Below are 22,441 nucleotides of genomic sequence, written 5' to 3'. Positions count from 1 at the left end.
GAGCGGGTGAGGGTCGCGCTGGTCACCGGCGCAGGTCCTGGTTCGATCGGTGAGGCGACGGCGGCCGCGTTGCGCGGCACGCACCGCGTGCTCACCACGACCAGGACCTGCCCGGTCACCGACGACACCCACCCGCTGGACCTGACCTCACGCGAGTCGGTCGACGCCCTGGCCTCCTGGGTCGGGGCGTCGATCGACCGGCTCGACGTGCTCGTCAACAACGCTGGGATCCATCTCGACCTGCGCTCGAAGTGGCGCGAGCCGCAGCTGGTGGACGGCCACGAGATCCACTGGCGCACCAACTACCTCGGCACCGCACAGCTGACCCGTCGGCTGCTCCCGCTGCTGCTCGACACGGCCTCGACGTACGGCGAGGCGCGGGTCGTCAACGTGGTCTCGAAGCTGCACGACCGGGGCCGCAACGCGTGGCTGTCCGACGGCGTCACGCCGTACGACTCGTGGGCGGCGTACGGCACCTCCAAGCTCGCCCTCGTCCACGAGGCGGCGGAGATCGAGCGGCGGTACGGCGCGCTGGGGCTGCACGGCTACTCCCTGCACCCGGGTTCGGTCTACACCCGCATCGCCGACCGCGGCCTCGAGACGGCCCCGGTCCTGGCCCGCCTGCGCCGGCTGGCTGCCCCGTTGGAGCGGCGCTCCTTAGCGACGCCGGAGGAGGGGGCCCGGACGACGGTCTTCTGCGCGACCTCGCCCGACGCGGTGCCCGGCGGCTACCACCGGCGCTCGGCCGTGGCGGAGCCGTCGGTCGACGCGCTCGACGCCGAGGCCGCGGCTCGGCTGTGGGACGCGACCGACGATCTGGTCTAGACCGGCGCGGCGGCGTGCATCGGACCGCCCGTCTCGGTAGACACGTGGCTGATCCATGCCCTGACTCCGCCAGCTCGGGTGGGGTGTCACTGCAGATGGAGCTTCCCCCATGAAGAAGGTCGTCCTCGTCTTGCTCGCCGTCTTCCTCGGCTTCTGGATGTTCACGAACCCGCACAGCCTCGCCGAGACCTCCCAGTCGGCCGGCGCCCAGACGATCACCCTGACCGGCGACTTCTTCGAGGCCGTGATCGCGTTCGTCGGCGAGCTCGGTCGGTAGTCGGCCATGGGTCTCGCCGCCTGGACCGACCCGCGCATCGGCAAGCACCTGCTGCGCGAGGAGGGTGAGGTCATCGTCGACGAGGTCCGCCACCACTGGTGCGCCTTCGTGCGCCCGGCCCTGGAGGGCCTGCTGGCCCTGGGCCTGCTGGTGGTCACCGTCGTCACGCCGGTCGACGTCGCGTGGTTGCCGTTGCTGCTGGCGTTCGCGGCGATGGCGCACGCCGCCTGGCTGGCGGTCCGCGAGCACCGGGACCGGTTCGTGATCACCAACATGCGGGTCTTCCGGGTGCACGGCGTGCTCAGCCAGAGCCTGGCGACGATGCCGCTGACCAGGATCCTCGACATCACCGTGCGCCGCCCGCTGCACGGACGGATGCTCGGCTTCGGCCACTTCTGCTTCGAGTCCGCGGCCCAGGAGCAGGGCATCCGCGACGTGCGCTACGTCGCCCGGCCGTACGAGCGCGACCTCGCGATCCAGCGGGTCGTCCAGCGCTCGGGGCTGCGTGGGGGTCGCGTCAACTAGGGTCGCCCGCGTGACTCTTCCGTTCGACCCCATCGACGAAGCCGCGCGACAGTGGGGCCTGCGGTGGGACGGGGTGCCGGCGATGCACGCGGTCACGACGCTGATGCGCGTCCAGCAGCTGGTGATCGGGCGTCTCGACGCGATTCTCAAGCCGCACGGCCTGAGCTTCGCCCGCTACGAGGCGCTCGTCCTGCTCACGTTCTCCTCCCGCGGCTCGCTGCCCCTCGGGAAGATGGGGGAGCGGCTCCAGGTGCACCCCACCTCCGTCACCTCGATCGTCCGGCGGCTCGAGGCCGCCGGCCTGGTCGAGCGCAAGGCGCACCCCGACGACGGTCGCGCCGTGCTGGCGGAGATCACGCCGGCCGGGCGCGCGGTCGTCGAGGTCGCGACCCGTGACCTGGTCGACGCCGACTTCGCCCTCGGCGCCCTCTCCGACGCCGACCTCGCGACGGTCTCGTCGGTGCTCGCGCCGGTGCGCAAGGCGGCCGGGGACTTCTGATGGTGGGCGCCGACGACGTACGAGCCGTCGGCCTCGCCCTGCCTCGCACCTACGAGGCCTTCATCGGCGGACGCTCCAAGCTGAAGGTCCGCCAGATCGTGTACGCCGCCTTCTCCAAGGACGAGACCCAGATGCGCTTCGGCTACCCCAGGGACGCCCGCGACGGCCTGATCGAGGCGGACCCGGAGACGTTCTTCCTGCCGCCGGCCCGCGACCTGCGCTACCAGTGGGTCTGCGCGCACCTCGACCGCCTGGACCCCGTGGAGATGCGTGAGCTGGTCACCGACGCCTGGCGGATGTGCACCCCGAAGATGCTCCACGACCTCCCCGAGCTCCAGCCGCCCGCCGCTGCCGCCTGGGCCGCGATCGACGCCGGGGAGTGGCACGACGCGCAGGCGCTCCTCCACCCTTACCTGCACTTCACCGACGGCGCCGTCACTCTCCGCGGGCGCAAGAACGTGCTCGACCACCTGCGCAGCCACCCCACGCCCAAGCCGCCCACCTCCGTCGACGTGCGTGACGGGCAGGTCTACCGCTGGGTGCGGTAAGGGCACGGCGATCAGGCGGTGTGGGCGCCGAGCCAGCTGAGGAACGCGACGAACATGACCACCTCGCCCAGGGCCACGATCCCGAACCCGATCGCCAGGCCCATGCCCCAGGATCGTCTGCGGTCGTCGATCATGAGGATGAACCCGAGCGAGATCCCGAACATGGTGAGCACCCACGAGGCGACGGCGTCTGCGCCGACCGCGGACAGCAGCCACCAGGCCGCGATGCTCCCGACGCACGACACGGCGGCCACCGCGATGACCGTGGTCCTGTCCGTCGACCGGGTTGACGGACTCATCGGTCCTGCCACGTCGCCGCCACCTCACTTCCAGTCGAACGTGTAGCACCACGTGAGTGCGTCGACGACCGCCTCAGGTGCGTCGGGTTGCCTGCGCCGGAAGTCGGCGGCGGCCTGCTCGCCCATCGTCGCCAGGTCGGGCGCCGTGGTGTGCGCGGTCGACGTGTAGAACTCCGCCTCGTACGCCTTGAGGCGTCGGAGCACGTCGAGCCCGGCGGTCGCGCCGAAGGCGCGCACGACTGCGTCGTCGTCGCGGGTCGGGAAGGATCTCGAACCCCATCCCGTCCAGATCGCCATCGCCTGGCTGAGCGTCTCGGCGTCCACGTACCGATTGTGCGGCACGGACGGCCTAGGGCCGTCGGTGGAAGATCGCGTGGTGTCTGGGGCAGAGGAGTCGGGCGTGGTCGATGTCGGTGGTGCCGCCTCGGCTCCAGGGTGGGTCGTGGTGTGCGTGGCACAGGCCGGGTGGCCAGTCGCACCCCGGTGCGGTGCAGCCCTTGTCCCTCAGGCCGAGCGCGATCCTCTGGGCCTTGCTGTGGAAGCGGCGGGCCCTGCCGAGGTCGAGGACCTCGCTCTTGCCGCCGAGGACGGCGGGCAGGATCCGTGCGGTGCACGCGAGCCGTCGTGCGGCTCCGGGGCTGATTCTCTCGCCGGTGTCGAGGACACCTGCTTGTTCGAGGTCGCCGATGAGTGATTCGTAGGAGATGGTGACGACGATGGTGGCGTCGGTGCCGCCGACCTGCGGCAGGTCTTTGGCTGGGATGCGGTCGATCAGCTCGGCGAACGCGTGACCCATCCGTTCCGGTCCGGGACGGCGCTCCACACCGGCGCCGCGGGTGGCGGCCTGGTGCTTGGGTGCCGCCAGGGCCAGGAGGATCTTCCTCAGCTGGGCGCCGTGCAGGGTGGGGAGGGTGAACCGGCCGTGGACCTTGCCGTGGCCGTCGTCGACCAGGGTGAGCCGACACGCCTGTGAGGCTTCCTGCTCCTCGCGCTCCAACAGCTTCGCTTCATGCGCGTCGGCGGCGGCCGGGTCGATGACGTCGAGGAGCCGGTCCCCGAGCCGCTTCAACCCACGGGCGTCGTGATGGGCGGCTTCGGCGACCAGGTGGGCCACTGCCTGGGTGACGACGTCGGGGTCGAGCCCGTCGGGCAGCTTCGTGATCGCGTCGATGATCACGCCCGCTTGGTCGGCCAGCAGGTCGCCGGCAGCAAGTGCGGTGCGGACCTGGGGGTGGGTGTCGAGCTGGTACCCGAACCTCACCACCCGGTGCGCGGCCGGGCGGGTCTGCTTCGTCTCGTGTGCCAGCCAGTTCGCCGTACTCGTCGCACCCACGGCGTCGCCGACCTCGATCTCGTCGGCGTGCATCGCGACCCGGGCCTTCAACTCGGTGATTTGAGCCTCGAGCCGAGTGACCTCCACCAGGGTCGAGGCCGTCTCGGCCGGGTCCATCGACCACGTCGACGCATCGGCCACGGCGTCGAGCTCGGCGTGGGCGTGCGCGACCGCCACCGACACTCGGTGCCTGGGAGTCGCGATCGCCGTCATGAGAAGAATTCTCCCAGGCACCACCGACACTGAGATGCTCAGAACCCTTGTTTTGACCGGGATGTGGACACTTTGGAGAAGTAGTTCTGAGGTTTCTTGCGGGGTGGTTTCGAGGCTCGCTTCGCTCGCACCTCAACCACCGGAGGGCCGGGCGCGGACGGCGACCACGAGCCCGCCGTACCCGCGTAGCTAGCCTGTCGGCGGCCGACCCGAGCGGACCCGCAAGCCGTGGTCATGCGGTGGTTTCGAGGCTCGCTTCGCTCGCACCTCAACCACCGGAAGGCCGGGAGGCGACGTCGACCCGAGACCGCCGTACCCGCGTAGCTAGCCTGTCGGCGGCCGACCCGAGCGGCCCCCCAAGCCGTGGTCATGCGGTGGTTTCGAGGCTCGCTTCGCTCGCACCTCAACCACCGGAAGGCCGGGCGCGGACGGCGACCACGCGCCCGTCGTACCCGCGTACAAAGCCTGTCAGCGCGCACCCACGACGGACCCGCCAGCCGCTCTCATCGCCCTGCCTTCGCTGCGGGGGTTTCGAGACGGGCCTGGCGGCCCTCCTCAACCACCGGAGCCCTCAACCACCGGTGCCCCCGACCACCGGGCCGGCGACGTGCCGGACCCGGTGGTCGAGGAGCAGGTCAGGCGCCGCCCGGCTGGGTGACGCCGTTGACCTTGAGGGTGTACGGCGCGAACTGCTGGACCAGCTCCGAGGAGTCGTCGGAGGCGACGATCGCGACCACCTTGTCGAAGGGGATCGCGGCGAGCAGGTCGCGACGGTCGAGCGAGAGGTGGTTGCGGCCGTTCCACTCGACCTGCAGCACCGCCGGGACCTTGCCGTCGCGGATGCCGACCAGCTTCACGTTCCAGTTCTCGACCGCTTGCGGCTTGATCTCCGTGGGCGACTTGAACGGGGCCAGGCTGGAGCCGTCGCTGATGGTGGTGCCGCCGACCTTGATGTCGTCGACCAGCAGGCCACCCTCGTTGACGCCGCCGTCGCTGACGTAGCGGAAGCTGAGCAGGATGCTCTGCCCGGCGTACGCCGACAGGTCGAACGAGTGCGGCTGGAACCCGGCCGTGGTGCCGTTGAGGCCAGGACCGAGCGGTCCGGGCACCGTCTTGTCGCCGGCGATCGACGTGTACGTCGAGCCGCCGTCGGTCGAGACCTGGACGTAGCCGTAGTCGTACGTCGCCTCGGCGCCGTACTTGGCGTCGAAGGTCAGCGTCGGGTTGGCGGCCGGCACCGTCACCGAGGTGACGGCACTGTTGTCGAGGTTGTTGGCGTTGCCCGACCACAGCGCGGCGTCACCGGGCTGCGACGGGTCGTCGGTCACGACGGTCCACGCGAGCGGCTGGGTCGGCAGCGTGGACGCACCGTCGAACGTCAGCGACCTCAGCTTGCTGCCCTTGAGCGCCTTGCCGTCGGCACCGCGGAGCGCGACGTAGTCGGCGCCGTTGGGTGCGGCGCCGGGGGTGTCGTAGGACTCCGGATTGTCGAGGTTCACCGTCGAGCGCAGGCTCGGCGTGGTGACGACGCGCTTGTCGGCGCCGAGCACGATCGCGTGCTTGGCGTCGCCGACGATCTTGTCGAGCAGCACCATCGACTGGAACTGGTGGATGACCTTGTAGGGGTCGTTGATGCCCTCGCCCTGGAGCTCGTGCGCGAGGCTCGCGACGCCCTGGAACTCACCGTCGCGGTGCAGCGCGGACATGAAGTCCGTCCCGAACCGGTCGTAGAGGTAGAGCATCATCGAGTAGGCGTTGCCGTAGTCGGCCAGCACCGCGGCCGGGTTCGGGTCCTCGCCCCACAGCGTCAGGGAGTTCTGGGCACCGCCGCAGTCGCGCGGGTTGGGGTTGTACGGCGTCTGCACGGTGCCGAAGCCCTGGAAGCAGTAGATGTGGCTGTCGGCGCCGGGCTGGTCGACGGTCTTGGTGGCGTCGACGTACCCGACCAGGGTCTGCGCGAAGTCCGAGAGACCCTCGTTGATCCAGTTCGTCTCGAACGGGTCGGTGTAGTAGTGCAGCAGGTGCTGCCACTCGTGGGCGAAGGTGCCCTCGTAGAGGTTGGGGCGGGCCGGCCGGCTGGTGCACGGGTCGGCGGTCGAGGCGTCCGGCGGGTTGTCGCCGGTGCGGTGCGCCCAGTCGTAGGCGTCGATCGTCATCACGTTGCGGTCGAGCAGCTCGTTGAACTGCGAGGAGAAGAAGCCGGCGATGTACGTCGAGGCCGCCGGGAAGTCGTAGTAGTTGTCGTCGCGGACGTTGTCGATGAGCGCGACCGTCTTGTCGCCGTCACCGGTCGAGTCGACGCCCGACACGACACCGCCGGTGCCGTCGCGGTCCGGCGGCGTGCTGAACGCCGTCGTCTCCTTCGGGAACATGTTGCCGTCGAACTCGCTGATCAGCCGGTCCACCTGGGGCTGGGTGATCACGGTGCTCGCGGCGCCGCGGCAGTCACCCGCAGGGAATGACGTGTCGTCGGCGACCCAGACCTCGATCTTGTCGCCCACGCCCTTGAGCGTGTACGGCTTCTTGTAGAGCGTGCCGTTGTAGTCGTCGAGCCCGAGCCAGGTGCGCTGGGTGCCGACCGGCGGGGTCGGCGCGGCGGCCAGCGCCTTGAGCCGGGACTGCGCCTTCAGGCTGCCCAGCCGCTTGGTGGAGAACTTCGCGTCCGGCGACACCTCGCGTACGTCGCTGGGTGTCGGTTTCGCCGTCGTCGTGGTCTTCGGTGCCGCGGTCGCGGCTCCGAAGGGGATGAGCAGGCCGGCCGCACAGGTCGCGAGGGCGACTCCGGCGGGCAGGATCGACGTCTTCATGAGACCTCCCGAGAAAGGCGCCTGCCGAGTGCTCCCCGCTTGTGGCGGGGTGGCGCCGACGTCCGTCCTACCCCGAAGGCGGCCGGGGTGGCAAGGATTTAGTAGGACGTCCTACTATCTCTGTATGACGGAGCTGGACACGACGGAGAACGCCCGCACCCGGTGGCAGGCCCGCTACGAGCAGTCGCGGGTGCGCGAGGTCGACTTCACGACGCTCAGCGGGCTCGAGGTGGAGCCGGCGTACGGCACCGACGACTCGGAGTGGCCCGGCGAGTTCCCGTTCACCCGCGGGCTCTACCCGACCGGCTACCGCGGCCGCTCGTGGACGATCCGGCAGTTCGCGGGCTTCGGCAACGCCCAGCAGACCAATGAGCGCTACCGGATGATCCTCGGCCGCGGCGGCGGCGGGCTCTCGGTCGCCTTCGACATGCCGACCCTGATGGGCCGCGACTCCGACGACCCGAAGTCGCTCGGCGAGGTCGGCCACTGCGGCGTCGCGATCGACTCCGCCGCCGACATGGAGGTGCTGTTCGACGGCATCGACCTCGGCGACGTCACGACGTCGATGACGATCAGCGGCCCGGCCGTCCCGGTCTTCTGCATGATGATCGTCGCCGCCGAGCGCGCGGGCGTCGACACCGGCAAGCTCAACGGCACCCTCCAGACCGACATCTTCAAGGAGTACATCGCCCAGAAGGAGTGGATCTTCGGGCCCGAGCCGCACCTGAAGCTGATCGGCGACCTGATGGAGTACTGCGCCGAGAACATCCCGGCGTACAAGCCGCTCTCCGTCTCCGGCTACCACATCCGCGAGGCCGGCTCGACGGCCGCGCAGGAGCTCGCGTTCACGCTCGCCGACGGGTTCGGGTACGTCGAGCTGGGGCTGTCGCGGGGCCTCGACGTCGACGTCTTCGCCCCCGGCCTGTCCTTCTTCTTCGACGCGCACGTCGACTTCTTCGAGGAGATCGCCAAGTTCCGCGCCGCCCGCCGGATCTGGGCGCGCTGGATGCGTGACGTCTACGGCGCGCAGACCGACAAGGCCCAGTGGCTGCGCTTCCACACCCAGACCGCCGGGGTCTCGCTGACGGCCCAACAGCCCTACAACAACGTGGTGCGCACCGGCATCGAGGCGCTCTCCGCGGTGCTCGGTGGTACCAACTCGCTGCACACCAACGCGCTCGACGAGACCCTGGCCCTGCCGAGCGAGCAGGCGGCCGAGATCGCGCTGCGCACCCAGCAGGTGATCATGGAGGAGACCGGCGTCGTCAACGTCGCGGACCCGCTCGGCGGCTCGTGGTACGTCGAGGCGCTGACCGACCGGATCGAGACCGAGGCGTCCGCGATCTTCGACAAGATCCTCGCGATGGGCGGCTCGACGCTCACCTCCGACCAACCCGAGGAGCTCGCCGCCGCCGTGCGCGACGGCCAGTGGCTGGTGACCCGTGGGCTGCTCCGGGGCATCGAGGAGGGCTGGTTCATGTCCGAGATCGCCGAGGCGGCGTTCCAGTACCAGGTCTCGCTGGAGAAGCGCGAGAAGAAGATCGTCGGCGTCAACTGCCACGAGGAGTCGGTGTCGCACGACCTCGAGATCCTGCGCGTCTCCCACGAGGTCGAGGTCGAGCAGGTGCGCACGCTCATCGGCCGCCGCTCGGCTCGCGACGACGCCGCGGTGCAGGCGGCGCTGCAGCGGATGGTCGCGGCGGCGCTGGCCGACGAGAACACCATCGAGCCGATGCTGGACGCCGTCCGCGCGGAGGCGACGCTGGGCGAGATCTGCGACGCCCTGCGCGCCGAGTGGGGCGAGTACCGGGAGCCCGCCCGGTTCTAGAGTCGCCGGCGTGGACCTCGCTCGCGCCCTGGCCGCCCTGCCCGACGACCCCCGGGTCGTCGTCACCGGCAACCACGCGACGCCGTGGCACACCGTCGGCCTGGTCGACGCCGCCCTGGACCGCTACCGCCTCTGGGTGCTCAACGGCCAGCACGGCCTGCCCGACCGTGACGGCGTCACGCTCGAGACGTCGTTCGTCGGGCCGGGACAGCGACGCAGCCCGCGGCTGAGCTACTACCCGTCGCGGCTGTCGATGGTGCCGACGATGTTCGGCCGCCAGCTGCCACCGGACGCGGTCGTGCTGCACACCACCCGCCCGCGCGACGGCAGGGTCTCGCTCGGCGCCGAGGTCAACGTGCTGCCCGCGGCGCTCGAGGCGGCCAAGCGCCGCGGTGGCGTGGTGATCGCCCAGGTCAACGACCGGATGCCGTGGACGTACGGCGACGCGCTGGTCGACCTCGACCTCGTCGACGTGCTGGTGGAGGCCGACGCCCCGCTGCCGACCGCGCCGGTGACGGCGATCGACGACGCGTCCGCCCGGATCGGCGAGCTGGTCGCCGGGCGGGTGGGCGACGGGTCGACCCTGCAGGCGGGAATCGGCGCCGTACCCGACGCGACCCTGCAGGGACTGCGTGGCCGCAGCGGGTTGCGGGTCTGGACCGAGATGTTCTCCGACAGCATCTTCGCGCTGGAGAAGGTCGGCGCCCTCGACCGCAACGTGCCGATCACGGCGTCCTTCCTCTTCGGCTCGCCGGAGCTGCTGGCGTGGGTCGACGGCAACGACCGCATCGAGATGGCGCGCACGGAGACGACCAACAGCCCGGCCCTGATCTCGCGCAACCCGGCCATGGTCAGCGTCAACACCGCCCTCCAGGTGGACCTCTTCGCCCAGGCGAACGCGTCACGGATCAATGCCCGCATCCACTCCGGCTTCGGCGGCCAGACCGACTTCATCGTCGGCGCGATGCACGCCGCGGGCGGCCAGGCGTTCATCGCGCTGCGGTCGTGGCACCCGAAGGCCGACTGCTCGACGATCGTGCCGCTGGTCGACGAGCCGGTGACGTCGTTCCAGATGTCCGCGGTCGTCACCGAGCAGGGCATCGCCGAGATCGCCGGCAACGACCAGCGCGAGCAGGCCCGCCAGCTGATCGAGAACGCCGCGCACCCGAGCGTGCGTGAGGAGCTGCGCGAGGAGGGCGTCGCGCTGGGTCTGCTGTGACCTCTCTAGGATTGGGCGCATGACGCAGCAGCCGTTCTCCCGTCCGGGCGCGATCGACCTGTCCGGGCTCTCCCAGCCCGCCCCCGGTGCCGGAGCCCCCTCGGCCAGCGGCTCGTACGCCGTCGGGGTGACCGAGCAGAACTTCCAGGAGGTCGTCGAGGCGTCGCTCACGGCTCCCGTCGTGCTCGTCCTGCACTCGCCGTCGCGCTCGCCCGAGAGCACGACGTACGCCGACGACGTCGCGACCGTGGTCGCGGGCTACGAGGGCCGCTTCCTCGCCGGCCTGGTCGACGTCGACCACGCGCCGCAGATCGCGGCCGCCCTGCAGGTGCAGCAGATCCCGGTCATGATGGTGCTGGTCGACGGGCGACCGGCGACCCAGCCGATCCCCGGGGTGCTGCGCAGCGACGAGCTCAGCGCGCTCCTCGACCAGCTCGCCCAGCAGATGACCGCGCAGGGCATCGGCGGCCGGCACCAGCCCCGGTCCAACCCCGTCGACGTGGACGGCGACGGCGAGCCCGACTACGACCCGCGCTACGCGGCGGCCCAGGACGCCCTCGGCGACGGCGACATCGACCGCGCGGTCGAGGAGTACCAGAAGCTCGTGACCGCCAACCCCGCCGACGTCGAGGCCGCCGCCGGGCTCGCGATGGCGAAGGTGCTCCAGCGCACCCAGGGCGTCGACCTCAACGCCGCGCGCGCCGAGGGTGCGGCCAAGCCCGACGACGTCGAGGCCCAGACGATGGTGGCCGACCTGGACATGCTCGGTGGCCACGTCGAGGACGCGTTCAACCGGCTGGTCAACCTGGTCCGGCGTACGACGGGCGACGAGCGCAACGCTGCCCGCGAGCACCTGCTCGGCCTCTTCGCCGCCGTCGGCAACGACGACCCGCGGGTGCTCAAGGGGCGGCGGGACCTGATGTCTGCGCTGTATTAGGCGCCCAGGGCAGAGCTGGCGAGGGCCTGGACCCAGCGGCAAGGTCGAGTAGTCGCGCGACCGACGAAGGAGGTCGCGACCGGCGTATCGAGACCAGAGGAACCGGCTACGAGGACAGTCGTGCGAGCACGGCCCGTACGGCGGGGGACTCGGCCATGCTGCGCCGGTGCACCGCGATCACGTCGCGGGTCGGCTCGGGGTCATGCGCCGGGACGCCGACGAGCTCGTCGCCGAGAGGCTGACGGCCGAGGCGGGGGACCAGGGCGATCCCGAGGCCGGCTCGCACCAGCGCCAGGTGGGAGTCGAACTCCATCGCGGTGTGCGCGATCCGGGGGAGCCGGCCGGTGCCGGCGTACATCCGGGTCAGCCACTCACGGCAGATCGTGCCCTCCGGGGTGGCGACCCAGCCCTCGTCGACGAGGTCGCGCGGGGTCACGCGGCTGCGCCCGGCCAACGGGTGGTCGAGCGGCACGACGACGTCGGCGACGTCGTCCGCGACCTGCGTGGTCTCGAGGTGGTCGGGGATGGTGATCGGTACGTCGCCCCAGCGGTGCACGACACCGAGGTCGCTCTGACCGGTCGCGACCAGGTCGATGGTGTCCCACGGCTCGCGCTCGGTGAGCGACAGGGTGAGGTCGGGATGGGCGGTGCGCAGGTCGCGGACGACGGGCGCGACCAGGCCGCGCATCGCGGTGGAGAAGGCGGTCAGGCGGAGGTGGCCGGACACCGTCCCGGCGCGCTCGTGCAGCCCGGACTCGACCTCCTCGAGGTCCGCGAGCAGGCGTGCGCCGGCGTCCACGAGGTGCCGGCCGTGGTTGGTGAGGATGACGCCGCGTCCGACCCGCTCGAGCAGCGGGACGCCGGTCTGCTTCTCGAGGCGCTTGACCTGTTGGGAGACCGCGCTCGGCGTGAAGCCCAGCGCGTCGGCGGCGCCGACGACCGAGCCGTGGGTGTCGACAGCGCGGAGGCTGGTGAGTGCGGCGAGGTCGATCATGCAGCGATGCTACATGGATCCGTGCACGAGCATTCGCTGGTGCTTCATGGTCGTAGTCGGGTTCACTGGTCGCGTGAACCGTCGCGACTCCCTCCTCGCCGCCCTCGTCGCCAGCATCTGGGGCTTCAACTTCGTGGTGATCGACTGGGGCATGGACGGTGTCCCGCCGCTGCTCTTCGCGGCGATCCGGTTCACGTTCGTGGTCTTCCCGGCGATCCTCTTCGTCGCCCGGCCGGCGGCGCCCTGGCGGGTGGTTGCGGCGGTGGGTGTCTTCATGTCGCTGGGCCAGTTCGGCTTCCTCTACGTCTCGATGGACGCCGGCATGCCGCCCGGGCTCGCCGCGCTCGTGCTCCAGGCCCAGGTCATCTTCACGATCCTGATCGCGGCCGGCGTCCTGCGCGAGCTGCCGACGCCTGCGCAGGTCGTCGGCGTCGTCATCGGCGCGGTCGGCCTCGCCGTGGTCGCGGTCGGGCGCGGCGGCGGGGTGACCGTCGTGGCGCTCGCCCTCTGCCTGCTCGGCGCGCTCTCGTGGGGGATCGGCAACGTCGTGTCGCGCGCCTCGGGCGTCATGGGCGGCCTCTCGCTGACCGTCTGGTCGGCGGTCGTCGTTCCCGTCCCGCTGGTCGCGCTGTCCCTCGTGGTCGACGGGCCGGCCGTCGTGGGTGACGCGTTGGCGTCGTTCTCGTGGCAGGCCGCGCTGTCGACGCTCTACACCGCCGGGCTGGCGTCGCTGGTGGGGTACGGCGTCTTCAACACGCTGCTGTCCCGCAACCCGTCGTCGTCGGTCGTGCCGTGGGTGCTGCTCGCGCCGGTCGTCGCGATGGCCTCGGCGTGGGCGCTGCTGGACCAGCGCCCCAACTCGGCCGAGCTGCTCGGCGGCGTGCTGCTGATCCTCGGCGTCCTGGTCGCGATGCGACCCGTGCGATCGCCCTCAGGCGGCCGGGGCGTAGACGAGCTCGTCGTCCCGGACGATCTCGCGGCCCAGCGGTAGCAGCGAGATCGGGATCATCTTGAAGCTGGCGATGCCCAGCGGGATGCCGATGATCGTCAGGCACATCGCGACGCCCGTGACCGCGTGCCCGATCGCCAGCCAGATGCCGGCGACGACGAACCAGATCACGTTGCCGATCGCCGACCCGGCCCCCGCGGTCGGCTTGCGCACCGCCGTACGCCCGAACGGCCAGAGCGCGTAGTTGGCGATCCGGAAGGACGCGACCCCGAACGGGATGGTGACGATCAGGATGCAGCAGATGACGCCGGCGACGACGTACCCGATCGCCATCCAGAAGCCGCAGAGCACCAGCCAGATGACGTTGAGGACGAACCGCATGGGCTCAATCTAGCGAGGCCTGCCTAGGCGGTCGGACCCTTGGCGCGGACGTCGGCGACGGTGTCCATCGCCTGCCGGAGCTCCTCGATCCAGTCACCCTCGTGCTGCCCGACCAGGCGCACGCACCAGGCGAGCGCGTCGGCGCGGGAGCGGGCGACGCCGGCGTCGACCAGGGTGTCGAGCACCAGCCGCTGCGGCTGGCGCAGCCGGGTCATCGTCGGAGTCGAGACGTGGGTCCACAGCTCGCGGTGTCCACTGTCCGGCTCGCCGACGGCCAGGCCCCACGAGACCTTCCGCTCGAAGCGGTGCTGCGCCTCCTGGGCGATCTCCATCCGCTGGTCGCGGGTGTCCTCGCGGAACGCCGACGCACGCCCGGACCGGGCCTCGGCGAGCGCTGCCTCGGAGGAGCCCTCGAGCTCGACGTCTGCCACGGAGAGGATGACCGTGATCTCCTCCCGGTCCACGGTGACGACGGCGGGGGACTGCTGCCACTCCGCCGGGAGCCGGCCGGCGAACCAGCCCGTCACGCGCTCCCTGAGTTCATTTGTAATCATGTAATCATCGTGCCACGGGCAGCCAAGCGTCGACCCGGCGCTGGTTTCAGGCTCAGCCGAAAACCAGCGCCGGGTCGGCGGAAAACGGGCGCCGGGTCGGGCTAGCGGCCGGACTCGGTGTACGCCGGGCCGCCGCCGGCGGCGAGGTTGGCCAGCGCGGAGGAGATCCGGCGGGCGGTGAAGTCGGCGCACCGCTCGGCGACCTGCTCGAGGGTGCAGAACTCGGCGGAGCGGATCTCGCGGGCCTCGCGGACGATCGAGTCGGTCAGGGAGGCGTCGTGGACGCCGCCGTCGAAGACCAGGCAGAGCGCGTCGTCCCAGCCGCTCCACGGCGGCAGCCAGTCGGTGAGCACCAGGGACCCGGCCGGGATCGACAGGCCGAGCTCCTCCTCGATCTCGCGACCGACGGCGTCGCGGGGCGACTCGTTCACCTCGACCACGCCACCGGGCAGGTCCCAGTCGGGCTTGTAGGTCAGCTGGCACAGCAGCACCCGGCCGTCCTGGTCGCGCACCAGCATCTGCCCGATCGCCCGCTTGCGGGGCAGGAACGAGTTGAGCAGCGCCCGGAACCCCTCGGGCTCGTTGAGCGGGGTGTCGGTCGCGAGCCGTGCGTAGACGACCCGGTCGACGGGCTCGCCGTCGACGGTGACGCCGCGCATCACGCCCTCGCGGCGCAGTCCCGACCAGGTCGCCGCACGCTGGGCACCCTCGTCGTCGGGGTCGACCAGGGCCTCGACCCGCGCGTGGTCGGCGAGTGCCGCGACCACGGCGTGCCGGATGACGTCGATCGGCTCGTCGGCGGTCCACGAGATCCGCGCAACGCCCGTCGCGACGGTGGTCACGGCGGTCGTCTCCTGGGTCACGAGACGACTCTAGCGATCAGGCCCGCTTCCTGAACCACACGGTCGCGAGGGGCGGTACGACGATGGTCGCGTGCGCCGGCTGGCCGGACCACTCGCCCTCGACGGCGGTGACCGAGCCGAAGTTGCCCACCCCCGAGCCGGCGTACGCCTCGGCGTCGGAGTTCAGGATCTCCTCCCACTCGCCCGCCGCCGGGAGGCCGACCCGGTAGTCGTCGTGTGGCACCGCCGCGAAGTTGGACACGCAGACCACGTCGGGCGCGTCGCCCGAGCCGCGCCGGATGAAGGAGAAGACGTTGCGGCCGGCGTCGTTGGCGTCGATCCACTGGAAGCCGCTGGGGTCGTTGTCGCGCGACCAGACGGCCGGCGAGCCGACGTACGCCGCGTTGAGGTCGCGGACCAGGTCGGAGACGCCGCGGTGCTCGGGGTGCTCGAGCAGCCACCAGTCCAGCTCCCGCGACTCGGCCCACTCGGACTCCTGGCCGAGCTCGCAGCCCATGAAGAGCAGCTGCTTGCCCGGGTGCGCCCACATGAACCCGAGGTAGGCGCGCAGGTTGGCGAGCTGCTGCCACCGGTCGCCCGGCATCTTGCGCAGCAGCGAGCCCTTGCCGTGCACGACCTCGTCGTGCGAGAGCGGCAGCACGAAGTTCTCCGAGAAGGCGTAGACGAGGGAGAAGGTCATCTCGCCGTGGTGGTAGGCGCGGTGCACCGGCTCGTGGGCCAGGTAGTCCAGCGAGTCGTGCATCCAGCCCATGTTCCACTTGAAGCCGAAGCCGAGCCCGTCGGCCGACGTCGGCTTGGTGACGCCCGGCCACGACGTCGACTCCTCGGCGATGGTGGCGATGCCGGGGATCCGCTTGTAGACGGTCGCGTTCATCTCCTGGAGGAACTGCACCGCCTCGAGGTTCTCGTGCCCACCGTGGATGTTGGGCGACCACTCGCCGTCCTCGCGGGCGTAGTCGAGGTAGAGCATCGACGCGACGCCGTCGACGCGCAGGCCGTCGGCGTGGAACTCCTCGAGCCAGTAGACCGCGTTGGCGTAGAGGAAGTTGCGGACCTCCCGCCGGCCGAAGTTGAAGATGTGGGAGCCCCACTCCTTGTGCCAGCCGCGCTGCGGGTTGGGGTCCTCGTACAGCGGCGTCCCGTCGAAGCGCGCCAGCGCCCACTCGTCGGTGGCGAAGTGGCCGGGCACCCAGTCGAGGATGACGCCCACGCCGGCCTGGTGCAGCCGGTCGACGAGCAGCCGGAAGCCGTCGGGGTCGCCGAAGCGCGAGTCCGGCGCGAAGTACGACGTCACGTGGTAGCCCCACGAGCCGCCGAACGGGTGCTGCATGACCGGCATCAGCTCGACGTGCGTGAAGCCCAGCCCGGCGACGTACGCCGGCAGCTCCTCGGCCAGCTCGGCCCAGGACCAGTAGCGGCCGTCGAGGTGCTTCTTCCAGGAGCCGAGGTGCATCTCGTAGACGCTCATCGGGGCGTCGACGGGGGAGGACCCCGCGCGCTTCGCGAGCCAGTCGGCGTCGCCCCACTCGTAGTCGGACTCGAAGATCTTCGACGCGGTGTCGGCGGGCTTCTCGGCCCAGGCCGCCATCGGGTCGGCCTTCTCGCGCCACTCGCCGTCGGGGCCGAGGATCACGAACTTGTACGCCGCGCCGCTGCGGACGCCCGGCACGAAGAGCTCCCAGACACCGGAGGTGCCGAGCTGGCGCATCGGGTGCTCGCGGCCGTCCCAGCTGTTGAAGTCGGCCTTGATCCGCACCGCCCGCGCCGAGGGCGCCCACACCGCGAAGGACGTGCCGGTGACCGGTTCCAGTGCCCCGGGGTAGTGGCGCACCCGCGCGCCGAGCACCTCCCAGAGCTGCTCGTGGCGGCCCTCGTTGATCAGGTGCAGGTCGACCTCGCCGAGCGTCGGCAGGAAGCGGTAGGGGTCGTCGAGCACCACGGGCTCGGCGCCGTACGACGTCGCGACCCGGTAGTCGGGCACGTCGGGGAGCGGCAGCACGCCGACCCAGACGCCCTCGTGCTCGTGGCTCAGCTCGACGGCACCGCGGTCCCATCGCACCTCGACCGAGGACGCGAGCGGCTTCAGGACGCGCACGGTGACGGCGCCCTCGTGGGGGTGCGGCCCGAGCACGCCGTGGGGGTTGCCGTGCTCGCCGCGGACCACCTGGTCGAGCTCGGCGGCCGAGACGGGCTGGGCTGCGGGAGTTGCGGGGGTGGTCATGCGTGTCCCATCCGTGCGACCGCCGCCAGCGGGATGTCCACCCAGGCGGGTCGGTTGCGGGTCTCGTAGACGGTCTCGTAGACGACCTTGTCGGCGACGTAGGCGTCGAGCAGCACGCGGTCCTCGTCGCTGACCTCGCCGCCGGCGTACGCCGCCAGGAAGTGGTTGCTGTTGCGGTGCGCCCACTCGTCGGCCCGGTAGGCGCGCTGCGGCGCGCCCTCGACGTCGTCCTGGGCGAAGGAGCGCTCGACCACGCGCGGCGCGTAGTCGAACGAGCGCAGCATCCCGGCGACGTCGCGCCAGGGGGAGTCGGGCAGGAGCCGGTCGGCCAGCGGCTTGGCCGGCTCGCCCTCGAAGTCCACGATCTTCCAGCCCAGGCTGGTGCGCAGGGTCTGGCCGAGGTGCAGGTCGCCGTGCACCTGCTGGACGTCGAGCCCGGGCAGGGCGCGCACCCGGTCGTACGTCGCGCGCAGCGTGTCGGCGTACGGCGCCAGGTCGGGCACCACCTCGAGCGCGTCGTCGAGCCGGGCGGTCATGGCGTCGGCGAGGGCGGCCGCCGCGTCGGCGCCGCGCCGCTCCGCGGGGAAGTTCTCGGCCAGCACCTCGTGCACCTCGCGCAGGGCCTCGCCGAGCCGCGCCGACTCAGCGGCGAAGTCGCCGCCCGCCTCGTGGGCGTGCAGGTCGGCCTCGGTGAAGAGGTTGCGGGCGCTGGTGACCGCGAGGTCCCAGCCGTCGCTGGCGGTGCGCAGGAACTGCTGGAGCATGGCGAGCTGCATCGTCGTGCCGCGACCTTCATCGGCAGCCTCGTCGACCCAGTCGAGCCAGCCGTAGAGCGCCGCGATGTGCTCGGAGCCGGTGCGGGTCAGCACGTCGTGCACCTGGATGTCGGGGTTGACCCCCGGCGTGATCTTGCGGAAGACCTTCATCAGCGAGTCCTCGCCGAAGGCCACCGACGAGTTCGACTGCTCGCCCGAGAAGAGGGTCGAGTGGGTGTCCAGGTCGAGGTCGTGGCCGGCGAGCCGGTGGAAGGCCAGTCCGCTGTCGAGGTCGGTGCGGTTGCCGCCGGCCTCGTCGGCGGCTGCGGCGAAGGCCCGCAGCCACAGGCCCATCGCCTCGCGGTCGTGCAGCGCGTCGTACGCGTGGACCCAACCGAAGCCCGGCTCCTCCCACCAGCCGACGAAGGCGTGGTCGAGCCGCGTCTCCGGGTCGGTGTAGAGCGCCAGCGGCACCTGGTAGATCTCGCTGCCCCCGGGGCCGTCGCCGTAGGTGACCTCGACCAGGTCGATGACCACCCACAGGCCGTTGCCGTCCTCCGACGGACCACTGCCCGGCAGCTCGCCGATGCGGCGTACGTCGGTCACGGTGAACGGTCGCCCCTTGCCACCGAACCAGCGGGTGCGCTCGAGGTAGCGGACGAAGACGTCGGGCTCCACGGTGGAGCTGGACTGGGTCACAGCAGCTGCCCCTCCTCGGGTGTCGACTCGGGTGCGGTCAGGCGGAACCAGTAGAAGCCGTAGCCGGCCAGGGTGAGCAGGTACGGCAGCTCGCCGATCTCGGGGAACGGCACCCCGCCCAGCAGCTCCACGGGCTGGTGGCCCTGGTAGCGGCGCAGGTCGAGCTCGATCGGCTGCGGGAAGCGGGAGAGGTTGTTGACGCAGAGGATCACGTCGTCGCCGTGCTCCCGCACGTACGACAGCACCGACGGGTTGGAGCCGCCGAGGTCGTGGAACTCTCCGAGCCCGAACGCCTCGTGGTTGCGGCGCGCGTGGATCATCCGCCGCGTCCAGTGCAGCAGTGACGACGAGTTCTCGAGCTGGGCTTCCACGTTGACCGACTGGTACCCGAAAACGGGGTCCTGGATCACCGGGCGGTCCAGCTTGCCGGGCGTGGCGGACGAGAAGCCCGCGTTGCGGTCGGCGGTCCACTGCATCGGGGTGCGTACGCCGTCGCGGTCACCGAGCCAGATGTTGTCGCCCATGCCGATCTCGTCGCCGTAGTAGAGGCACGGCGAGCCGGGCAGCGAGAGCAGCAGCGCGTTGAAGAGCTCGATCTGGTTGGTGTCGTTGTCGAGCAACGGTGCCAGCCGCCGGCGGATGCCGATGTTGGCCTTCATCCGCGGGTCCTTGGCGTACTCGCCCCACATGTAGTCGCGGTCGTCGTCGGTGACCATCTCGAGCGTCAGCTCGTCGTGGTTGCGGAGGAAGATGCCCCACTGGCAGTGCTCGGGGATGGCAGGCGTCTGCTCGAGGATCTCCGAGATCGGGAACCTCGACTCGCGGCGCACGGCCATGAAGATGCGCGGCATCACCGGGAAGTGGAAGGCCATGTGGCACTCGTCGCCGCCGACGTCGGGGTCACCGAAGTAGTCGACGACGTCCTCGGGCCACTGGTTGGCCTCGCAGAGCAGCACCCGGCCGGGGTACTCGTCGTCGACGACCTTGCGGACCTTCTTGAGGAAGTCGTGGGTCTCGGGGAGGTTCTCGCCGTTGGTGCCGGGACGCTCGTAGAGGTAGGGGACCGCGTCGAGGCGGAAGCCGTCCATGCCCATGTCCAGCCAGAAGCGGATGGCGTCGGTGATCGCGTCGTGCACGGCCGGGTTGTCGAAGTTGAGGTCCGGCTGGTGGGAGAAGAACCGGTGCCAGAAGTACTGCTGGCGCACGGGGTCCCAGGTCCAGTTCGACGGCTCGGTGTCGACGAAGATGACCCGCGCGTCCTCGTAGAGCTCGTCGGTGTCGGACCAGACGTAGAAGTCGCCGTACGGGCCGTCGGGGTCGGTGCGCGACGCCTGGAACCACTCGTGCTGGTCGCTCGTGTGGTTCATGACGAAGTCGATGATCACGCGCAGCCCGCGTTTGTGGGCCTCGTCGAGGAAGAAGCGGAAGTCCTCGATGGTGCCGATCTCCGGGTGCACGCCGGTGTAGTCGGCGACGTCGTACCCGTCGTCGCGCAGCGGGCTCGGGAAGAACGGCGGGATCCAGAGGCAGTCGACGCCCAGCCACTGGAGGTAGTCGAGCTTCTCGACCAGTCCCCGGAAGTCACCGGTGCCGTCGGCGTTCGAGTCGCGGAACGCGCGGACCAGGACCTCGTAGAAGACCGCGGTCTTGAACCACTCGGGGGTCCGGCTGGTGCTCTCGTCGGTGATCTCCTGGGTCACGCGGTCCTCCTCACGCTCAGGATGTGCGCGGGTTCGTGGTGCGGGTCGAGCCGGACGTAGTTGTGCTGGTTCCAGGTCCAGTCCTCGCCGGTGATCTCGTCGTGCACCAGGAACGTGTCGTTGTCGCTCATCCCGAGCGCGGCCAGGTCTAGGTGGACCATCGTCTCGCGGGTCGCGTGCGGGTCGACGTTGACGACGACGATGACCGTGTCGTCCGGCTCCCCGGTGGTCGAGCCTGTCGAGACCTTCGAGAAGACCAGGATGTTCTCGTCGTCGCTCCAGTGGATGGTGACGTTGCGCAGCAGCTGGAGCGCGGGGTGCGCCCGCCGGATCTCGTTGAGCCGGGTCAGGTACGGCGCGAGCGTGCGGCCCTCCTGCTCGGCGCCGGCCCAGTCGCGGACCCGGACCTGGTACTTCTCCGAGTCGAGGTACTCCTCGCTGCCCGGCCGCACGGCCACGTGCTCGAAGAGCTCGAAGCCGGCGTACACGCCCCAGCTCGGCGAGCCGGTCGCCGCGATGGCCGCCCGGATCTTGAACGCCGCCGGGCCGCCGTACTGGAGGAACGCGTGCAGGATGTCCGGGGTGTTGACGAAGAAGTTCGGCCGCATCAGGTGGTCGGTCTCGCGGGAGAGCTCGCGGAGGTACTCCTCGATCTCCCACTTCGCGTTGCGCCACGTGAAGTACGTGTAGGACTGCTGGAAGCCGATCGCTCCGAGGCCGCGCATCATCGCCGGGCGGGTGAACGCCTCGGCGAGGAAGAGCACGTCGGGGTCGGTGCGCCGGACCTCGGCGAGCAGCCACTCCCAGAACGCGATTGGCTTCGTGTGCGGGTTGTCGACCCGGAAGACCCGGACGCCGTGCGACATCCAGAGCCGAACGATCCGCAGCACCTCCTGGCCGATGCCGGTCGGGTCGTTGTCGAAGTTGATCGGGTAGATGTCCTGGTACTTCTTGGGCGGGTTCTCGGCGTACGCGATGGTGCCGTCGGCGCGGGTCGTGAACCACTCGGGGTGGGTCTTCACCCACGGGTGGTCGGGCGCCGCCTGGAGGGCGAGGTCGAGCGCGACCTCGAGCCCGAGCTTGTTGGCCCTCTTCACGAACGCGTCGAAGTCGGCGAAGGTCCCGAGATCGGGGTGGATCGCGTCGTGCCCGCCGTCCTTCGACCCGATGGCCCAGGGCGAGCCCGGGTCTCCGGGACCGGGGTCCAGCGTGTTGTTGGGTCCCTTGCGGTTGACCTCGCCGATCGGGTGGATCGGCGGCAGGTAGATGACGTCGAAGCCCATCGCGGCGACCGCGTCGAGCCGCTTGGCGGCGGTCTTGAAGGTGCCACTGGTGACCGCGCCGGTCCTCGCGTTCTTCTTCGCGCCCTCCGAGCGCGGGAAGAACTCGTACCAGCTGCTGAAGAGCGCCTTGCTGCGGTCGGCGTACGCCGGGTAGGGGCCCTCGACGGTGAGCAGCTCGCGGATCGGGTGGCTCTCCAGCGCCGTGACCACGGCGGGGTCCTCGATCGCGGCGAGCCGCGCCGCGGTGGGTCGGCTGGTGTCCGAGGCCGCCTGGATCGCACCGTCGATGACGCGTGCCTGCTCGGCGGTGCCGGGGTCCTTCGGGTCGAGCGCCGCGCGGACCCGCTCGAAGAGCAGCCGGCCCTCGGTGAACATCAGCTCGGTGTCGACGTCGGCGCGGATCTTGACCGGCCCGTCGTGGAACCACGTGCCGAGCGGGCTCGACCATGCCTGGACCTCGAACGTCCAGGCGCCGCCCGCGTCCGGGGTCACCCACGCCTCGTAGAGGTCCGGGACCTCCGCGTGGGCGGTCATGCGCACCGGAGGGCGTCGTACGCCGGTGGGATCGGTCAGCACCACCTCCGCACCGAGCCGGTCGTGCCCCTCCCGGAACACGCTCGCGGTGACGGGGAACGGCTCACCGACCGTCGCCTTCGCCGGCTGCCGGCCGAGGTCGACCAGCGGCGTGACGTTCATGACGGGGATACGTCCGACCATGCGCTCCAACCTAGC

General features: G+C 70.8%; 21 protein-coding genes. 9 read left to right on the top strand and 12 right to left on the bottom strand.

All coding sequences use genetic code 11. The features are described from left to right. The first annotated feature begins 6 nt into the window (after nucleotides 1-6). The 5 genes from ACFPYL_RS20365 to ACFPYL_RS20345 all read left to right on the top strand — a co-directional run bounded on the left by ACFPYL_RS20365 (nucleotide 7) and on the right by ACFPYL_RS20345 (nucleotide 2,674). A complete protein-coding gene (locus tag ACFPYL_RS20365; protein WP_379158693.1) occupies nucleotides 7-825 on the top strand; it encodes an SDR family NAD(P)-dependent oxidoreductase in 819 nt (272 codons plus the stop codon). A 109-nt stretch (nucleotides 826-934) separates the two neighbouring features. Next, nucleotides 935-1,102, top strand: a complete 168-nt coding sequence (locus tag ACFPYL_RS20360; RefSeq protein WP_379158690.1) for a hypothetical protein — start codon at nucleotides 935-937, stop codon at nucleotides 1,100-1,102. Between the two features lie 6 nt (nucleotides 1,103-1,108). After that, nucleotides 1,109-1,627 carry a PH domain-containing protein gene (locus ACFPYL_RS20355; protein ID WP_379158687.1) on the top strand — a complete coding sequence of 173 codons (519 nt, stop codon included), beginning with the start codon at nucleotides 1,109-1,111 and terminating at the stop codon, nucleotides 1,625-1,627. A 10-nt stretch (nucleotides 1,628-1,637) separates the two neighbouring features. Then, on the top strand, nucleotides 1,638-2,126 hold the full coding sequence (locus ACFPYL_RS20350; RefSeq protein WP_379158685.1) for a MarR family winged helix-turn-helix transcriptional regulator: 489 nt from the start codon (nucleotides 1,638-1,640) through the stop codon (nucleotides 2,124-2,126). Further along, nucleotides 2,126-2,674, top strand: coding sequence for an MmcQ/YjbR family DNA-binding protein (locus ACFPYL_RS20345; protein WP_379158682.1), 549 nt, complete (start codon nucleotides 2,126-2,128; stop codon nucleotides 2,672-2,674). Before ACFPYL_RS20350 ends, ACFPYL_RS20345 begins: the two co-directional genes overlap by 1 nt. Nucleotides 2,675-2,685: 11 nt before the next feature. On the opposite strand, the gene ACFPYL_RS20340 is transcribed toward ACFPYL_RS20345, so the two are convergent. From ACFPYL_RS20340 to ACFPYL_RS20325, 4 genes are all read right to left on the bottom strand, one after another. Next, nucleotides 2,686-2,928 carry a hypothetical protein gene (locus ACFPYL_RS20340; RefSeq protein WP_379158679.1) on the bottom strand — a complete coding sequence of 81 codons (243 nt, stop codon included), beginning with the start codon at nucleotides 2,926-2,928 and terminating at the stop codon, nucleotides 2,686-2,688. A gap of 69 nt (nucleotides 2,929-2,997) precedes the next feature. Continuing rightward, a complete protein-coding gene (locus tag ACFPYL_RS20335) occupies nucleotides 2,998-3,297 on the bottom strand; it encodes a hypothetical protein (RefSeq protein WP_379158676.1) in 300 nt (99 codons plus the stop codon). 25 nt (nucleotides 3,298-3,322) lie between these two features. Further along, a complete protein-coding gene (locus tag ACFPYL_RS20330) occupies nucleotides 3,323-4,519 on the bottom strand; it encodes an HNH endonuclease signature motif containing protein (protein WP_379158673.1) in 1,197 nt (398 codons plus the stop codon). Between the two features lie 635 nt (nucleotides 4,520-5,154). Next, on the bottom strand, nucleotides 5,155-7,326 hold the full coding sequence (locus ACFPYL_RS20325; RefSeq protein WP_379158670.1) for a choice-of-anchor J domain-containing protein: 2,172 nt from the start codon (nucleotides 7,324-7,326) through the stop codon (nucleotides 5,155-5,157). Nucleotides 7,327-7,450: 124 nt separating this feature from the next. Here ACFPYL_RS20325 and ACFPYL_RS20320 point away from each other — a divergent pair, with 124 nt between their 5' ends. The 3 genes from ACFPYL_RS20320 to ACFPYL_RS20310 are packed head-to-tail and all read left to right on the top strand — an operon-like array spanning nucleotide 7,451 to nucleotide 11,310. Further along, nucleotides 7,451-9,154: an acyl-CoA mutase large subunit family protein gene (locus tag ACFPYL_RS20320; RefSeq protein ID WP_379158667.1), complete on the top strand. Its 1,704-nt coding sequence runs from the start codon at nucleotides 7,451-7,453 to the stop codon at nucleotides 9,152-9,154. Nucleotides 9,155-9,164: 10 nt separating this feature from the next. After that, a complete protein-coding gene (locus ACFPYL_RS20315) occupies nucleotides 9,165-10,373 on the top strand; it encodes an acetyl-CoA hydrolase/transferase family protein (protein ID WP_379158664.1) in 1,209 nt (402 codons plus the stop codon). A 19-nt stretch (nucleotides 10,374-10,392) separates the two neighbouring features. Then, nucleotides 10,393-11,310 (top strand): co-chaperone YbbN, encoded by a 918-nt coding sequence (locus ACFPYL_RS20310; protein ID WP_379158661.1) that lies wholly within the window; start codon nucleotides 10,393-10,395, stop codon nucleotides 11,308-11,310. A 106-nt stretch (nucleotides 11,311-11,416) separates the two neighbouring features. Here ACFPYL_RS20310 and ACFPYL_RS20305 read toward each other — a convergent pair whose 3' ends face one another. Next, nucleotides 11,417-12,304 (bottom strand): LysR family transcriptional regulator, encoded by an 888-nt coding sequence (locus ACFPYL_RS20305; RefSeq protein WP_379158659.1) that lies wholly within the window; start codon nucleotides 12,302-12,304, stop codon nucleotides 11,417-11,419. Nucleotides 12,305-12,377: 73 nt separating this feature from the next. Here ACFPYL_RS20305 and ACFPYL_RS20300 point away from each other — a divergent pair, with 73 nt between their 5' ends. Then, nucleotides 12,378-13,295, top strand: a complete 918-nt coding sequence (locus ACFPYL_RS20300; protein ID WP_379158656.1) for an EamA family transporter — start codon at nucleotides 12,378-12,380, stop codon at nucleotides 13,293-13,295. On the opposite strand, the gene ACFPYL_RS20295 is transcribed toward ACFPYL_RS20300, so the two are convergent. The 7 genes from ACFPYL_RS20295 to ACFPYL_RS20265 form a co-directional block, all read right to left on the bottom strand. Next, complete coding sequence (locus ACFPYL_RS20295) at nucleotides 13,236-13,634, bottom strand: YccF domain-containing protein (RefSeq protein WP_379158654.1); 399 nt, start codon at nucleotides 13,632-13,634, stop codon at nucleotides 13,236-13,238. The two genes, ACFPYL_RS20300 and ACFPYL_RS20295, sit on opposite strands and share 60 nt — an antisense overlap. Before the next feature lie 23 nt (nucleotides 13,635-13,657). After that, complete coding sequence (locus ACFPYL_RS20290) at nucleotides 13,658-14,161, bottom strand: hypothetical protein (protein ID WP_379158652.1); 504 nt, start codon at nucleotides 14,159-14,161, stop codon at nucleotides 13,658-13,660. A gap of 128 nt (nucleotides 14,162-14,289) precedes the next feature. After that, nucleotides 14,290-15,051, bottom strand: a complete 762-nt coding sequence (locus ACFPYL_RS20285) for an NUDIX hydrolase (RefSeq protein WP_379158649.1) — start codon at nucleotides 15,049-15,051, stop codon at nucleotides 14,290-14,292. 16 nt (nucleotides 15,052-15,067) lie between these two features. Beyond that, the gene (gene glgB / locus ACFPYL_RS20280; protein ID WP_379158646.1) at nucleotides 15,068-17,272 is read right to left on the bottom strand and encodes a 1,4-alpha-glucan branching protein GlgB; all 2,205 of its coding nucleotides are present in this window, start codon (nucleotides 17,270-17,272) and stop codon (nucleotides 15,068-15,070) included. Further along, a complete protein-coding gene (locus tag ACFPYL_RS20275; protein WP_379158643.1) occupies nucleotides 17,269-18,726 on the bottom strand; it encodes a maltokinase N-terminal cap-like domain-containing protein in 1,458 nt (485 codons plus the stop codon). The genes glgB and ACFPYL_RS20275 overlap by 4 nt, the downstream gene beginning before the upstream one ends. Beyond that, nucleotides 18,723-20,426 (bottom strand): maltose alpha-D-glucosyltransferase, encoded by a 1,704-nt coding sequence (gene treS / locus ACFPYL_RS20270; RefSeq protein ID WP_379158636.1) that lies wholly within the window; start codon nucleotides 20,424-20,426, stop codon nucleotides 18,723-18,725. Before treS ends, ACFPYL_RS20275 begins: the two co-directional genes overlap by 4 nt. Continuing rightward, nucleotides 20,423-22,426 (bottom strand): alpha-1,4-glucan--maltose-1-phosphate maltosyltransferase, encoded by a 2,004-nt coding sequence (locus ACFPYL_RS20265; protein ID WP_379158632.1) that lies wholly within the window; start codon nucleotides 22,424-22,426, stop codon nucleotides 20,423-20,425. The genes treS and ACFPYL_RS20265 overlap by 4 nt, the downstream gene beginning before the upstream one ends. Between the last annotated feature and the right edge of the window lie 15 nt (nucleotides 22,427-22,441).

It is taken from the genome of Nocardioides hankookensis (assembly GCF_042658885.1).
Taxonomy (GTDB): domain Bacteria; phylum Actinomycetota; class Actinomycetes; order Propionibacteriales; family Nocardioidaceae; genus Nocardioides; species Nocardioides hankookensis.
The sequence above is the reverse complement of the archived record's forward strand: the minus strand, read 5'-3'. Positions and strand labels throughout refer to the sequence as shown.